Origin of the sequence: Trichlorobacter thiogenes (assembly GCF_900167465.1) — a bacterium.
GTDB lineage: Bacteria > Desulfobacterota > Desulfuromonadia > Geobacterales > Pseudopelobacteraceae > Trichlorobacter > Trichlorobacter thiogenes.
In genome coordinates this window covers 127,399-141,891 of the sequence record NZ_FUWR01000007.1, presented here as the reverse complement: position 1 = coordinate 141,891, position 14,493 = coordinate 127,399, and the positions used below count along the sequence as shown (strand labels likewise).

Annotated in this window: 16 protein-coding genes; 2 read left to right on the top strand and 14 right to left on the bottom strand. The window is 53.5% G+C overall.

The annotated features are described in order from the left end of the window. Positions 1–71: 71 nt before the first annotated feature. The gene (locus B5D39_RS08230; RefSeq protein WP_078790009.1) at positions 72–764 is read right to left on the bottom strand and encodes a Bax inhibitor-1/YccA family protein; all 693 of its coding nucleotides are present in this window, start codon (positions 762–764) and stop codon (positions 72–74) included. Between the two features lie 138 nt (positions 765–902). On the opposite strand from B5D39_RS08230, the gene B5D39_RS08225 reads away from it, so the two are divergent. Continuing rightward, on the top strand, positions 903–1,676 hold the full coding sequence (locus B5D39_RS08225; protein WP_078789981.1) for an acyl-[acyl-carrier-protein] thioesterase: 774 nt from the start codon (positions 903–905) through the stop codon (positions 1,674–1,676). A 330-nt stretch (positions 1,677–2,006) separates the two neighbouring features. On the opposite strand, the gene B5D39_RS08220 is transcribed toward B5D39_RS08225, so the two are convergent. The 3 genes from B5D39_RS08220 to bioB are packed head-to-tail and all read right to left on the bottom strand — an operon-like array spanning position 2,007 to position 4,081. Next, positions 2,007–2,282: a DUF3820 family protein gene (locus B5D39_RS08220; protein ID WP_279627304.1), complete on the bottom strand. Its 276-nt coding sequence runs from the start codon at positions 2,280–2,282 to the stop codon at positions 2,007–2,009. 6 nt (positions 2,283–2,288) lie between these two features. Then, entirely contained in the window at positions 2,289–3,083 is a 795-nt protein-coding gene (gene bioD, locus B5D39_RS08215) for a dethiobiotin synthase (RefSeq protein WP_078789980.1), read from the bottom strand. Then, a complete protein-coding gene (gene bioB / locus B5D39_RS08210) occupies positions 3,080–4,081 on the bottom strand; it encodes a biotin synthase BioB (RefSeq protein ID WP_078789979.1) in 1,002 nt (333 codons plus the stop codon). Before bioB ends, bioD begins: the two co-directional genes overlap by 4 nt. A gap of 218 nt (positions 4,082–4,299) precedes the next feature. On the opposite strand from bioB, the gene B5D39_RS08205 reads away from it, so the two are divergent. Further along, positions 4,300–4,596: a hypothetical protein gene (locus tag B5D39_RS08205; protein ID WP_078789978.1), complete on the top strand. Its 297-nt coding sequence runs from the start codon at positions 4,300–4,302 to the stop codon at positions 4,594–4,596. A 58-nt stretch (positions 4,597–4,654) separates the two neighbouring features. On the opposite strand, the gene B5D39_RS08200 is transcribed toward B5D39_RS08205, so the two are convergent. From B5D39_RS08200 to B5D39_RS08155, 10 genes are all read right to left on the bottom strand, one after another. Continuing rightward, positions 4,655–6,442 (bottom strand): GspE/PulE family protein, encoded by a 1,788-nt coding sequence (locus B5D39_RS08200; RefSeq protein WP_078789977.1) that lies wholly within the window; start codon positions 6,440–6,442, stop codon positions 4,655–4,657. A gap of 14 nt (positions 6,443–6,456) precedes the next feature. Further along, positions 6,457–6,885 (bottom strand): hypothetical protein, encoded by a 429-nt coding sequence (locus B5D39_RS08195; protein ID WP_078789976.1) that lies wholly within the window; start codon positions 6,883–6,885, stop codon positions 6,457–6,459. A gap of 187 nt (positions 6,886–7,072) precedes the next feature. Beyond that, entirely contained in the window at positions 7,073–7,486 is a 414-nt protein-coding gene (locus B5D39_RS08190) for a hypothetical protein (protein WP_078789975.1), read from the bottom strand. A 26-nt stretch (positions 7,487–7,512) separates the two neighbouring features. Beyond that, positions 7,513–8,361 (bottom strand): NlpC/P60 family protein, encoded by an 849-nt coding sequence (locus B5D39_RS08185; protein ID WP_078789974.1) that lies wholly within the window; start codon positions 8,359–8,361, stop codon positions 7,513–7,515. 8 nt (positions 8,362–8,369) lie between these two features. Beyond that, positions 8,370–9,467: a C2 family cysteine protease gene (locus tag B5D39_RS08180; protein WP_161947452.1), complete on the bottom strand. Its 1,098-nt coding sequence runs from the start codon at positions 9,465–9,467 to the stop codon at positions 8,370–8,372. A 78-nt stretch (positions 9,468–9,545) separates the two neighbouring features. Next, positions 9,546–10,781 (bottom strand): NupC/NupG family nucleoside CNT transporter, encoded by a 1,236-nt coding sequence (locus B5D39_RS08175; RefSeq protein WP_078789972.1) that lies wholly within the window; start codon positions 10,779–10,781, stop codon positions 9,546–9,548. A gap of 21 nt (positions 10,782–10,802) precedes the next feature. Beyond that, positions 10,803–12,521, bottom strand: coding sequence for a bifunctional metallophosphatase/5'-nucleotidase (locus B5D39_RS08170; RefSeq protein ID WP_078789971.1), 1,719 nt, complete (start codon positions 12,519–12,521; stop codon positions 10,803–10,805). Between the two features lie 6 nt (positions 12,522–12,527). Continuing rightward, a complete protein-coding gene (locus B5D39_RS08165; RefSeq protein WP_078789970.1) occupies positions 12,528–13,220 on the bottom strand; it encodes a cupin domain-containing protein in 693 nt (230 codons plus the stop codon). A 20-nt stretch (positions 13,221–13,240) separates the two neighbouring features. Beyond that, positions 13,241–13,678, bottom strand: coding sequence for a nucleoside deaminase (locus B5D39_RS08160; RefSeq protein ID WP_078789969.1), 438 nt, complete (start codon positions 13,676–13,678; stop codon positions 13,241–13,243). Continuing rightward, positions 13,671–14,474: an alpha/beta fold hydrolase gene (locus B5D39_RS08155; RefSeq protein WP_078789968.1), complete on the bottom strand. Its 804-nt coding sequence runs from the start codon at positions 14,472–14,474 to the stop codon at positions 13,671–13,673. Before B5D39_RS08155 ends, B5D39_RS08160 begins: the two co-directional genes overlap by 8 nt. Between the last annotated feature and the right edge of the window lie 19 nt (positions 14,475–14,493).

Below are 14,493 nucleotides of genomic sequence, written 5' to 3'. Positions count from 1 at the left end.
GTTAGGCGAGGCAGCGAGCACCGCGCAACGCCGTAGACTGCCTCCGGAATAGTTATTCAAGGCCCTGTTCATTAATCCCGTCTCCCACCCATCAGACGCAGCAGCATCAGAAACAGGTTGATAAAGTCAAGGTACAGGGTCAGGGCACCAAGGATTGCCGGTTTTCTCCCCTCTGCTCCTTCAGCAGCCAGTGCCTTGATCTTCCAGGTATCATAGGCAGTCAGGCCGGTAAAGACAATCACGCCAATAGCCGAGATCACCCAGGATGCGGCGTCGTTCCTCATAAAAAGATTTACCAATGAGGCGATCACAATGCCGATCAACCCCATAAACAGGAAACTGCCCCAGGAGGTCAGATCTTTCTTGGTGGCATAGCCATAGATACTCATGGCGCCGAACATGGCAGCTGAAACCGCAAAGGTAGAGGCGATGGAATCAGCAGTGTAGACCAGAAAGATAACGGAGAGGGTCAGGCCGTTCAGGGCTGAATAGCCGATAAACAACATGGTGGCAACAGTGGCACTCATCCGGTTAATGGCACCGGAAAGGGTAAACACCAGGGCAAGTTCACCAAACATCAGCCCGTAAAACACCATCCGGTTACCGACAATGGCCTTTAACAGCTCCGGCGAAGAAACCGTAATCAGCGCCATAATCGCGGTAAGGGTCAGACCACATCCCATCCAGGCATAGACCTGACGTACCAGTGTGTTCTGCCTGACGATCAGCCCTGTACTGGCCTGGGTAGTATCAAATTGCTGCATGATAATCCCTCCTCTACAGTTGTACTTTTGATAGTGCAGTGTAGTGCAACTGGCTGCATCAGGCAACAGTATCTGCCAGACCTGGCTGATTTGCAATCATGTCCGCTCCTGTGCTATGCATGGGGCAAGGAGAAAGGCATGCACCATCAGCTGCAACAAACCGTTAATGCCCGCTATCACGAGCTTGATCCCCGCAACCGGGTACGCCTGACCGTTATCCTGGCCTGGCTGCAGGAAGTTGGTGCAGAGCATGCCCTGCAACTGGGTGTAGGGCTTAAGCACCTGCGGAAAAGGGGATTAACCTGGGTTCTGTCCCGACTGACCATTGAGCTGCTACGCCCGATTATTGGTACTGAGCCGGTAACGGTCAGCACCTGGCCGGTGACCCGTGAGGGCTTTTTCTCAATTCGTGATTTTCTGCTGACTGACCACCAGGGGCAGACCATTGGGCGGGCCACCAGTTCATGGGCTGCACTGGACCTTAGAACACGCCGTCCGGTAAGCATTGATGAGCATCTGCCTGACTATCCGCTGCACCTGCAACGAGCCTTGGATGATCCGTTTGCAACGCTTCCGCTGCTTGAAGAATGCCAGTCAGGGCTGCAACTGCCGGTACTGCGGGCTAACCTTGATATGAACAATCATGTGAACAACACGATCTATGCTGGCTGGGCACTGGAGGCGGTACCGGAGGAGCTGATCACACGGGCAGTGCCAGTCCTGATTGAAATTGGATTCAGGGCTGAGGCGTTATACGGTGACAGCATACGCAGCTGTTGTGCCCCAAGCCCTGAAGATCCTGCGATCCTGATCCATAGAATCGAATCAGTTGAAGGCAACCGGGAACTCTGCAGACTGCGCACCACCTGGAGCAATCACGATTCATCAGCAACACAACACCCTAATAAATGAGAAGAGGCCCGCTTTTCAGGCGGGCCTCCGGTTTTACGTCAATCTATGCACCATGTTCATGGTATGCAGGCTACTTCTGTCGGTAGCCTGTTTGTTGCTTCATATGTTGCCAAAACAGCCAGGCGGCGTATCTTCCATAGTGTTTCCTCCATAAAACCTACATCTGCTCCGTGGAAAAAATCACAAACTTCTTTTGCTTCTCCTTCTGATGCTTGTTTCAGGTAGCGCTACCTTGATTTCAAGATACCTTTTCCCAGCAAATAAAACAGTCTGTTTTTTATTTTTTTTGCGGCGTATAGTGAGCAAGTATGCCTTCAGGCAGGTAAACCATCACCCAACGATTCTGCCCTTTCGTAACGGGGCAAACAGATACTCCAGCCCGTTTACCTTTATCTCATACACCGTCTGTAACATCCTGCCCAAGCGCCCTTCCGGAAAGCCATTGCTGGCAAACCAGACCACATACCGTTCCGGCAGATCAATCAGCAAACGCCCCTGATACTTGCCAAACGGCATCCGCATCTCAGCCAGGGCCATCAGCTCTTCCGGGTTGGCAGTTGCCTCAAGACAGGGCTGCAGCGGATCATAGGAAGTGGGGGTGTTCAAGCGGGCTTACTCTCCCCCGCAACTGCCGGAGCAGCCGCAGGAAGAACAACCCTCTGAAGTTGCTGCTGCCCCGCAGTCGCTGTCTTCAGTACCACCCAGCACCCGCAGGATGATGTCACTTTTAGGATCGTTGTTAAACTGTTCAGCCAGCCGCTCCACAATCTCTTCCTGCGAACCGGGCAGATCATCCCAGATCCCCAGGATCGGTGCCCCGCAGAGCGAACCGATCTGATGGGAGGCCCCCTTCTCGGCAAGGTTAGGATTGGCAGGGAAGCGGTTGACCATCACCCCTTTGACCTCAATATCCATCTGCCCTGCTGCAAAACAGGTCAGGACACTATGGTTGATGGTTCCCAGGTTGGGGCGAGCCACCACCAGCAGAGGCAGATCAAGCTGCTTGACCAGATCAGCGATCAGCAAACCGCCATTCAGCGGCACCATCAGCCCCCCTGCCCCTTCCACAATCACAAACTCATGCTGTGCTGACAAGCGACGGTAGCTTGCGACAATTGCGCTGAAATCAATCTTCACCCCGTCCAACTGTGCCGCTTCAACCGGTGAAATCGGCTGGCGCAGACAGTAGGGGGCAACATCATCGGTACAGTCAACACCGGCAGCCCAGGCCAAAAGCTCGGCATCCTCCGAGATTAACTCACCATTACGCTCAACACAGCCGCTGGTAACCGGTTTCATGACACCGACATTTACCCCCCGCAGGCGCAGAATGCGGGCCAGGGTTGCAGCCACTATGGTTTTACCAACACCGGTGTCAGTACCGGTAATAAACAGTCCATTACTCATCGCAGCATCTCCTTTGCAATCACCAGCCCCAGATCTTCAATCATCTGCAGATCATCAGCAGGCTGGCGTCCTTCCTTGGTTAAATAGTTACCGGTCATGATCCCGCTGGCCCCGGCCAGAAAGACCCAGGACTGCAGCTCCCGCAGGTTTTTCTGGCGACCTCCGCAGACCGTGATATGGACATCCGGCAGAATCAGACGGAACAGGGCAATGGTATGCAGACAATCAAGCGGGGTCAGCTGATGCATGGCTGCCAACGGCGTTCCTGCCACTGGATCAAGAAAGTTGATCGGTACTGAATCAACCTGCAGCTCCCGCAGGGTCAGGACCAGCTCTACCCGCTGCGCCATGGTTTCCCCAAGACCAAACAGACCACCGCAGCAGACCCGCAGGCCAACCTGTTTTGCCAGCCGCACCGTAGCAACATCATCGTCATAGTCATGGGTGCTGCAGATCTGGGGGAAAAAGCTGCGGGCTGTTTCCAGGTTGTGATGATAGGTCACCAGACCGGCTGCCTTGAGCTGCTCTGCAGCTGCCAGAGTCAAGGTCCCCAGCGAGGCACCGGGGGCAATCTGACCTTCAGCACGGATGGCCTTGATGGTAGCACAGACCTGTGCCAGCTCCTCACCTTCGCTGATTCCACTGCCGCTGGTCACAATCCCGTAGCAGGCAGCACCATGTCCGGCCACCGACCGGGCTCCGGCCAACAGGGTGTCCTGATCCAGCAGCGGGTAGCAATCCACACCGGTGGCATGATGGGAAGACTGGGCACAGAAGGAGCAATCTTCGGGACAGAGTCCTGATTTTGCGTTGATGATGCCACAAAGGGAAACTCGATTGCCAAAATGGTGTTCCCGCACACGGGAAGCAGCAGCAAAAAGTGCCGAGAGGCGTTCGCTCGGCAGATCGGCCAGAGCCAAGGCCTGCTCACTGCTAATGAGATCACCGCCTATAACGCTGTCGACAATTTCTTCTAACGTACTATCGTTAATAATCATGGCAGGTTGGGTAGCATGGAGCAGGCTAGCTTGTCAACCAGATCAGACAACTTTGGTTAACAAAGACCGGGAAGCAACAAGCCGACTGTTAAATTTGTATAATAATACCGCTGAAAGATTGACGTTAAAATTTCTTGGACTATACTTTGGTCATACTCAGCCACAGTTTTAACACACCACTATCCTGCCGTTTAAACGGCATACTACAGGAGGAAGACATGAAAAGGCTGTTCGCACTGGTTGTGATGTTCGCTCTGACTACCTTGGCAACAACTGCATTTGCGGGTGAGATGAAGATGATCGGCACTGTCAGCACAATCAGAATGGTTGGCGGTGGCGCTGAAATGACCATGAAAGATCGCAAGACTGATGCAGCTGTTGTGCTGCAGGTTCGCGACCATTCCAATCTAGAGAAAATTAAGGACCGCAAGGTACGGGTTGGTGATGAACTGCGTCTGCGCTTTGATAGTGACAGCAAGGTGGTCAGGACGATCCAGAAAACTGCCGGCTGCTAGTAACCAACACCCATAAACATTTAAAGGCCTGCTTCTGCAGGCCTTTTTTATTGGTCAACTAGCCGGTAATGGAGATCACTTCATCATAGGTGGTGGAGCCTTCCAGCATTTTTCTGATGGCAAGCTGGCGCAGTGACATAAACCCGTCCTGCTCAGCAGCACGAACCAGTTCAGCAACATCTACCTTGTCACTAATCATGGCCCTGGTCCGTTCATTCATCTCAAGCACTTCAAAGATGCCGGTACGCCCTTTATAGCCGGTACCACGACACTCCTTGCACCCTTCCCCCTCATAAACCGTTAGATTTTCATCAGACAGCTGCAGATAGGTACGTTCCTCCACAGACAGCGTGCGAGGCGCCTTGCAGTGCTGGCAGACCTTGCGTAACAGTCGTTGTGCAATAATGCCAACCACCGTTGCGGTAACCAGATAGGGCGGCACCCCCAGATCAAGCAAACGGGGAATGGATGAAGGGGAGTCATTGGTATGCAGGGTTGACAGCACCAGGTGGCCGGTTAGAGCAGCCTGCACGGCATTTTCAGCGGTTTCTTCATCGCGGATCTCACCCACCATGACAATATCAGGATCCTGGCGCAGAACCGTTCGCAGGATATTGCCAAAGGTGACCCCGACACTCTGCTGCACCGCAATCTGATTAAACTCCTCCATCACCATTTCGATCGGGTCTTCAATGGTAACAATATTCACCTCTGGCGACGAAAGGGTCCGCAGGGTTGAATAGAGTGTTGTTGTTTTCCCTGAGCCAGTTGGGCCGGTAACCAGAATAATCCCGTTGGGACGATGGATAAAGTTGTTAAACAGCGCGTATTCCCGCGCATAAAAGCCGATTGAATTCAGATCTTGCAAGAGGATATCCGGGTCAAAGATCCTGATAACCACCTTTTCACCAAAGGCGGTGGGCACCGTTGAGACCCGCAGTTCCACCTCTTTATTGTTATGGCTGGTCTTGATCCGGCCATCCTGAGGACGGCGTTTTTCAGCCAGATCCATCCTGGAAAGGATCTTGATTCTGGAGACAATCGGCGCATGCAGAGGCTTGGGCAGCAGATGGATGTTGTGCAGCAGACCATCAAGCCGGAAGCGGATCAGGCATTTTTCCCGTTTTGGTTCAATATGGATATCACTAGCGCGCTGGTCAAAGGCATATGACAGAAGGAAATCAACCGCAGAGATAACATGACGGTCATTCCCCTCCAGTTCATGTTCACCCTTCATCTTAAAGAGTTGTTCAAGGTTGCCAAGATCGATAACAGCAGAGGATTCCGCCTCCGCAGCCAGTACAGAAGCCCTGAATCCGTAGAACTCACGTAATATTTTCTGAATATCAGTGCATGAACTGAGCACGCGGGTGACCTTCAGGCGATGGGCTGTGGCAAACTCGCTCAAGACCTGATCGTTAAACGGATCAGCCACGGCAATTGCCAGACCGCCATCACGAACCGCCACCGGTACAATCAGATGTTTCAGGGCAAAGGGGCGCGGAATATAAGAGGTAACCACATCCAGATCAAGCTTGAGTGGATCAATTTTCAGGTAGGGGATCTTCAGAAAAGTGGCAAGCGCTTCGGTAATGGTATCTTCGGACAAAATCCGCCCACTACCACCCGGAATTTCAAGATTGAACGAGGCCAAAAGCTGGGCCGGTGAAGGGGCTTCACCTCCACGGTGCAGGCGGCGACCGCCCGCTTGTGGCCCTGCTGTTAAACGGGCCTCCTGGGCTTTGGCCTTGGCGAGCACCATGGCCCGCTGCTCTGCGGTTATCAGTTTTTGTTCCAGAAGGATTGCTGTTAAATACTCCAGCGTTAATACTGACTGTCGTGTCATACCACCCGCTTACGTTATGGATTTATGATTTTATTCTTTTTTAGACCTTCTTCACGTTGCTGCTCGATCCGCTTGCTAACCGCCTCAAGCACCTCTGCTTCGCTATACTTCGGCTTGCTTGCAAGTTTTGGCAACTCTGATTCTGCCCCAGCCATGGTGGCAGCCATCGCTTCCTGTTTAGCCATGGCCTCAAGCACCTGTTTCTTCTGCTCTTCGTAGAAAATACTATCCTTGGCCAACTCCATTGCACTTTTGATCACCCCTCGCAGGGTAAACGCCAGCAGTAGCAACGGCACAATATCCTCAAGCCAGTAGTCAAGGCTACGCTCGTGCATCATAGTACCGGCCAGCAGACCGGCACAGGCCATCAGGGCACCAAAAAGATTCCCCAAAAAGCGAAACTCAGCGCCTTCGGTATATCCTTCACCACTCTTTTCTGGCACAGCCTCTTGCCTCCCAAGTAACTTCCATTGCTGGAATCTGTGCCAGAACGATAACGTCCATTACACAGGATATACACCTGCAAACTGAAGACAGGGATATCGTTTCTCTTTTCGGCAGAATCACCAATAAACTTGTGTGATTCAAAGATTTCTTTACATTTTTTCAACGATCAACAGACTTCAACAGCTATTCTTCAGTGCAGCTTTCCAGTTTACTATTTTCAAAGAAGGACACGGGCTGATCATGCATACATTTTTTCCCACCTATCAGTTCATCATTATTCAAGGTACAGGAACGCAAAACACCGGATGGAAAGAAGGTAATAGTTCCCGTGTCTCCACAGGTCACCCCGCCAATCTTCAGATCTTCATACAGCACGCAGGCACGAACCAGACCATTAGCATAAAAAGAAATCGGGCTAGAGGGTGTACACTTCAAACCACCTTTTTCATACTGGATTCTCAGGTTACAGGTATCAACAGACCCATTTGGATGGAGGGTAATACTCGCCTCAGGGGCACAAACGGTCTGATCAACAGCCCAGACAGAACCGATAAAAAACGTAAGCATAGCCACTGACAACACAAGACTCTTTTTCATATGCAAGCTCCTTTTCGGGTAGTTAGTTAGTTACCAATAATTCGCAACGCATGATCAGCACGGGTTGCATACCAGGAATCGGGACGGAACGGGCGTAGGTGAATACCATCAGGTATCAGCTTTCCATCCTCATCCCGCACATCTGCACCGTGGCTGTCCATAACCAGGGGCTGACCACCCGGCACTCCCCATGGGCCGATCCAGATCACCACATGGGAAATTGTTTCACTGCTGCGAGGCCGGATAAAGAGCAGGTCTCCCGGTTTTAAGACCTTGGCCCAAGCCTCAGCAGAATCCTGACGGGGGATCTGCTTTATCGCTACTGTCTGCTCAGTCCCGTTGATGGTCACGGTTTCAGTGGCAGCCTGTTTGCGGACATCTGAACTAAAATGAATTCCCAGCCCCTGATTATAGACAAACGAGGTAAAATTGCTGCAATCAAGCCCTTTACCATCATGCCGGGTGCCGCCAGGCTTGGGAGTATACCACCCCGGTGGCGGATCCCAATCAGGGATATAGTGATGGCGGTAATGATAACCGATAAAACGGAATGCCGTTGCAATGATCCGGGCACGTTTCCAGTCATCGCTCTTTCCTTCAGCAATCCTCGGGGGCTTAAACCTGTGGGGCAGCGGCCCCCAGGGACCGACCCAGGGATGGCTGTGGCCGTACCAGTCAGATTCAGGGATCTTGGCCTCACCTGCTGCCTCACCCCGCTTTCCCTCCAGCAGATCAGGGATCAACTCCGGTATCGGCCAGGGCAGTTTCACCCCGTAGGGAGATTGATACTCAGTGCTGACACCATCAGCAGCAAACAGTGCTGGAGCAGTGGCCAGCAGCAGCACGAACAACAGGCTAAAAACAAAACCGCGCATGCCTCCCCCTAGTTTTGCTCTATGGCGAGATAGCTATAAAATGAGACAAACTCATCAAAGCTCAGTGTAAAGATCCCTTTTTTACGGGCATAGCCGTTTTCAGGGCTGGATGGCCCATGGGGAGTAAAATCCGTTCCCCATGGATTCCAGAGAGTGACCGTATCAGTTGCCTGATCAAAGCCCATGATGGCATAGACATGGTCATAGGCCAGCTTTGCCGGGGGACGATGCAACAGCAGGGATGTAGCCAGGGACTTCCGCTCCTGCATTCTGACCAATGCCTTGCGGACCTGTTCCCGCTGTGCCCGCGCACCAAGACGGAACACCTTCACCTCTTGCCCGGTCCAGCGTTTGACAATGCTGCCGATCGGTATGCCGGCGGTATCAATCGCCACGGTGGGATCAGGGATTGTTGCGGACTTCCGATAGGTCCGAGCCTGAATGGTACCGGTGGCCTTTTCCAACACCGACATCCAGAGTCCATCCTGCAGTGTTGAATCTGAATCATTAATCGCCAGCTCGGCATCAGTGGGCGTCGTTACTGTAGCCTCATCACCATTGGCAAAACGCACACGGAAACGACCGTCATCCAGTCGGGTAATGGCGTTCATCACGTCAGCTGGCCGGTTTCTGGCCATCCAGCCTGAAGCAGAGAAAAAATAGCAATCCCCCACCGGTCCCTGTTGCAACAGCTCAAAGCTCGGCTGACCATTGGCAAACAGCACCCGTTTAACCCGGCGTAACTTCAGAACACTGCGGTAATAGCGATCCAGAATCTTTGGATCATCTATGGCACCAGCGGTTGCCAGATCAACCGATGGATTCTTCTTCAGATAGATCTCCAATGCCACCAAAGCCGCTGCATCCTCACCCTTATAGGCAGGACTGGCCATCTGCGCGATCAGGTCCAGCTTGGCCACGGTATCATTACCCTGTGACCAACTCTTCCAGTTACGCTGGACAACAGCGACAAAGGGGGTAATTCCTTTCAGTTCTTCTGCGGTAAGCGGTACTGTTTTAGTATCATTTGCCAGCACAACAACCGGTAGCACCAGGAGGACAAGAAGGAGCAGCAGACCTATGACAGACTCTCGGAGCAGCATCATTGCAGATTCCTTACAGGTGGCAGTACTGATAAAATACCACATAATTACCTATCTACAACCGACCAGGCAAAAAGTATCCTATAGCATCCCCACCACCGCACCGGTCATCAGCGATGCCAGCACCCCGGCGATCAGGGCCTTTACCCCCATTGCCACGATTTCATCCCGTCGCTCCGGGCAGAGGCTACCAAGTCCGGCGATCAAGATCCCCAGACTGCCCAGGTTGGCAAAACTACACATGGCATAGGTCATGATGATTCTGGTCTTGGGGCTGAGTGCAGCCTCTGGCAGGGATGAAAACTTGATATAGGCCAGAAATTCGTTCAGAACGATCTTGATCCCCATCAATGACCCGGCAGTACCGGCCTCTGACCAGGGCACACCGATCAGCCAGACCACCGGTGAAAGCAGTATCCCCAGGATCCTTTCCAGGGTTACCGGACCACCCATAACATCCGGCAGCTGCCCTAGCCCGATATTGACCAGTTTTACCAGCGCAACAAACACAATCAGGACTGCGACGATGTTGACCAGCAGCTTGAGACCGTCCCAGGTCCCCTTGGTCAGTGCATCCATGGCGCTGGTTGCCTCATAGGAAGAAAGTTCTCCCCCCAGCGTCTGTTCCTGGGTCTCGGGAACCATGATGGAGGCGACCACCAGTGCAGCAGGGGCATGGATAATGGAGGCGGTCAAGATATGTCCCAGGGCATCAGGAATAACCTTTTGCAGCACCGTTGCGTACAGCACCAGCATGGTACCGGCAATACAGGACAATCCGGTGGCCATCATGGCAAACAGCTCACTGCGGGTCATACGGACAAGGTAGGGGCGGATCAGCAACGGCGATTCGATCATCCCCAGGAAGATACAACCGGAGGCAACCACCCCCAGCGCACCGCCGATACCCATGGTTTTGCGCAGCACCCAGGAAAAACCCTGCACCACCTTTGGCAAAATGCGCCAGTAATACAGAACCGCCGTCAGAGCGCCGATTACCAGCACCATGGGCAAGGCTTGAAAGGCCAGCGAAAAAGAGCCACCCGGTGCTGTCTCAACAAACGGCAGCGGTCCTCCCCCCAGATAGCCGAACACAAACGAAGTCCCGGCCTTTGTGGCCTCTTCAAAGGCTGCAACGACCGTATTCAACCCCATAAACAGCTGTCTGAACGGGGCTGCCTTTAACATCAACAAGGCAATCAGCAGTTGCAGGGCCAGACCAGCCAAAATCAGACGCCAGTGCAGCATCCGCCTGTTTTCACTTAAAAGCCAGGCAACGCACAGCAGAACGGTAATGCCAAAGATTCCATGCAGCACGAGTCACGTCACTCCTTTGTATCAATTAGCGGGCAGCACGCAGATTCGCTGTTCAGTCGTATTGCGGATAGTGCCGAGCTTTTGCAGGTAATCCTGCATGGCATCACTGTCAATGATACCGGTATCGCTTTTGAAACCTGCTGCCGTCTTGATCACACCAAATCCATCGCCACCTTCTGCCACAAAAGAGTTGACCACAACCCGATACCGTTGTGCTGGCTCTACTGGAACAAAGTTTCCCGAATCAGAACGGACCTGCACACACTCAATCCGTGAACCGTTCGGCGCTGTTAGTTGCACTGAAAACCGGATACCGCTGACAAACGGCATATTCAACGTATCGCTACCAAACTTGACCAACATAAACGCCACGGTATCTTCAAGCGACTTCAGTAGTTCAGCACCGCTCAGATCCACCAGCACCAGACTGTTGGTAAACGGCATTACCTCCAGCAGATCACCGGCAGAGATCTTGCCATGCAGCAGATCCCTACGAATGCCGCCGTAGTTCAGGATAGCAACCTGCGCCTTGGGCACTGCTGCCAACATGGAATCTGCCGCCAGCGGCCCCGGCCCCCTGTTCAGACCGCGCACCAGATCTTCTGCTGCTGTTGCAATGGCAACCGTGCGATAGGCTGCCACCTTCTGTGCATAGGGGGCAAGCATGGCCACCATCTGTGGATCTTCCGCAACAATACGTGCGATGCCGGTACGCTCAAGGTCGGCCGTAATTGCCTGGTAGGCCGGTGTCCCAGGCGGTATGGCCTGATCATTACGGACAAAGGTGCTGCCTGTGGGAATTACTGCGTTATGGCTGAACTGCTCAACCTCACCATCCGGGGTAAAGGTCGCCTGTAACCTGCCCAGAAAATGGCCCCACTGCCAGGCCTGCAACACCAGCACCCGCTTGCCGTCAGCCCCTTTCAGCTCAGTGGGATAGACGGTTTCGGGCAGCAGGCCGATCTTTGACAGCAGCGACTCGTCACCCATCAGGGTATGGCTGTGCCCACCAACCACAATATCAATACCAGCCACCTTGGCAACAAGCTCTTTGTCCTGCTGATACCCAAGGTGCGATAACACGATAATTTTGTTGATCCCCTGGGCCTCCAGCGCCTTGACCTGTTTACGGACAGCCTCCGCGGCATCATTGAAAACCACACCACCCACCTGCATGGTAGTCTGCGGTGTGGTTTCCGTGGTTACACCAATAATAGCGATCTTCTCACCATGAATCTCCTTGATCAAGTACGGCTTGACCAACCCTGCCAGAGCAGGCTCCGCAGAAAAATCAATATTGGCAGACAGCCAGGGAAATCTGCTGCGTTTTATCCAGGCCGGGATAGCAGCCGGGCCACGATCAAATTCATGGTTGCCAAAGGTCATGGCATCCAGCCCCAACCGGTTAAGAAAATCAAACTCGGGCAGACCATTAAACAGGGTAAAATAGAGCGTCCCCTGCACCACATCACCACCATGCAGGAACAGCAGTTCCCGGTCCTCGGCCCGCATCTGGTCAACAACGGTCTTCAGGCGGGCAAAACCACCCAGTTGTGCTGTGACGGTCTCCCCTTGTATGGCCAGATTAACCGCCACCGGTTCAAGGTGCGAATGGGTGTCATTCATATGAACCAGTCTAAACTGATAACGTCCCGACGGACTGCTGCAGGCAGCCAGCAGCAGTGACAGGCCCAGCAACCATGGCCTAAGTGATCGGAACAGAAGGGGCGCGAAAGACATACCGGGTTACTCCTGTTTTCTGATCACATTGGGCTGGCCTTTGCTGCCGGTATAGAACACCACCAGCTTGGCCGTTTCTATCCCCTTATTGATGCCGTTATGCATGGTACCGACCACCTCAATAATGGCATCGCCGGTCTTGTAGGTAAGGTGCCTGCCACCTTCCAGCAGCACCTCAAGCTCACCGCCCAGCATATAGGCATAGACCGGCACATCATGTTTATGCCAGCCAGTCTCAGCCTTGGGGGCGATCTCCACCAGCATTGCCGTTACTTCAGGGGTGATGGTGGCCGGATAGACGATCTTCCGGCCATCCGCTGTTACACCGGTCTGTGCCAGCAGTTTTGACGTTACCCCGCTCTTGTAGCCTGCTGACGGAGCCGGACCGCCTTCAAACAGCAGCTTTTCGCCAACAAAATAGCGCCCAACTCCCTGATGTTCCCAGAAGGTACGGGCACCGTCACTGTAGCGGGCACCGGAACCGGACAGGGCTGCAGGCAGCACCACGCGACTGCCATCAGCCAGCCCCACCGTAACCGTATTGCGATCCAGATCAAAACAGGCCTCAAGCCGCACGCCATCACCGGCACGGTACGCTGCAGCAACCTGACGGGGGCTGCCACCGCAAGGCAGCGAAGCAGCATCCACCGTCACCACACACAGTAACAACAGCATTCCGGTAACAATCAATCGATACATAGTTATTCACCTTTCTTACGTCATACCCCGATATCTTCACTCCACAACTCCGGCTTTTCAGCAATAAACTGTTCCATCAAACTGATGCACTGTTCATCCTGCAGAACCTCCAGCTGCACCCCGCGGGAGCGTAACAGTTCTTCTTCCCCCATAAATGTGCGGTTTTCACCGATCACCACCCTGGGGATGCCGTACAACAGAATGGCACCACTGCACATCGGACAGGGAGACAGGGTAGTGTACAGCACTGATTCGCGATACACCGCAGCTGGCTGACGTCCGGCATTCTCCAGGGCATCCATCTCACCATGCAGAATAGCACTGCCCTGCTGCACCCGCCGGTTGTGGCCACGTCCGATGATCCTGCCCTGATGGACAATCACCGCGCCGATCGGAATCCCACCTTCCGCCAGCCCCTGGCGCGCCTCATCAAAAGCAGCCTGCATAAAACTATCCATGGCATCCTCCTGCTAAAAATTCCAACAGACACTGCATAAACGCCTCTGGCTGTTCAGTGTGGATCGAATGGGCCGCACCCTTGACAACCTCCAGAACCGCATTAGGCAGCTGCTGCGCCAGATACTCCGAATCTCCCGGTGGCATCAGCAGGTCCTGCTCACCTGCCAGCACACAGGTGGGCACCATCACTTGCCCCAGCCAGGGAGTCGCATCAAACCCTGCAATGGCCTGTACCTGCTGCCTGAATGCCTGCGGAGACTGCGGCCAGGGATATTTAAGCAGATAGTTCAGTGAGGCATCCAGTAAAGGCTGGTTCTCAAAAAAGCGTTTCGTAAAGATCCAGTACAGAACCGTGCGGAACCAGGCAGCACGGTTAGTTCCAGCCTCGTACCAGTCAGCCCAGTCCTGAAACAGCAGGTTATTGCGCACCCTGTTTTTTGCTGCGGTGGCAACCAGCACCAGACGGTCAACCAGATCGGGATACTGCCGAGACAGCTCCATCGCAATCATTCCCCCCATGGAATGTCCTGTCACAGCAACCCGTTGATACCCCAGGTGACGGATCAGGGCCGCGCAATCATCAGCCATCAGGCTGACACTGATCTCACACTCCTGGGTTGAGCGCCCTACCCCACGGTTATCCAGCAGGATTACGGCAAACTGTTTGGCAAGCCCCTCAACCACCGGCAACCAGCTTTGGGAATCTGAGGCCAGACCGGCAATCAGCATTAGCGGTGGACCGCTACCATGCTGTTCGTAATACAGCTGTATCTCTTTATGATTTAAAAAAGGCATGGCAGATTCCTCCTGAATA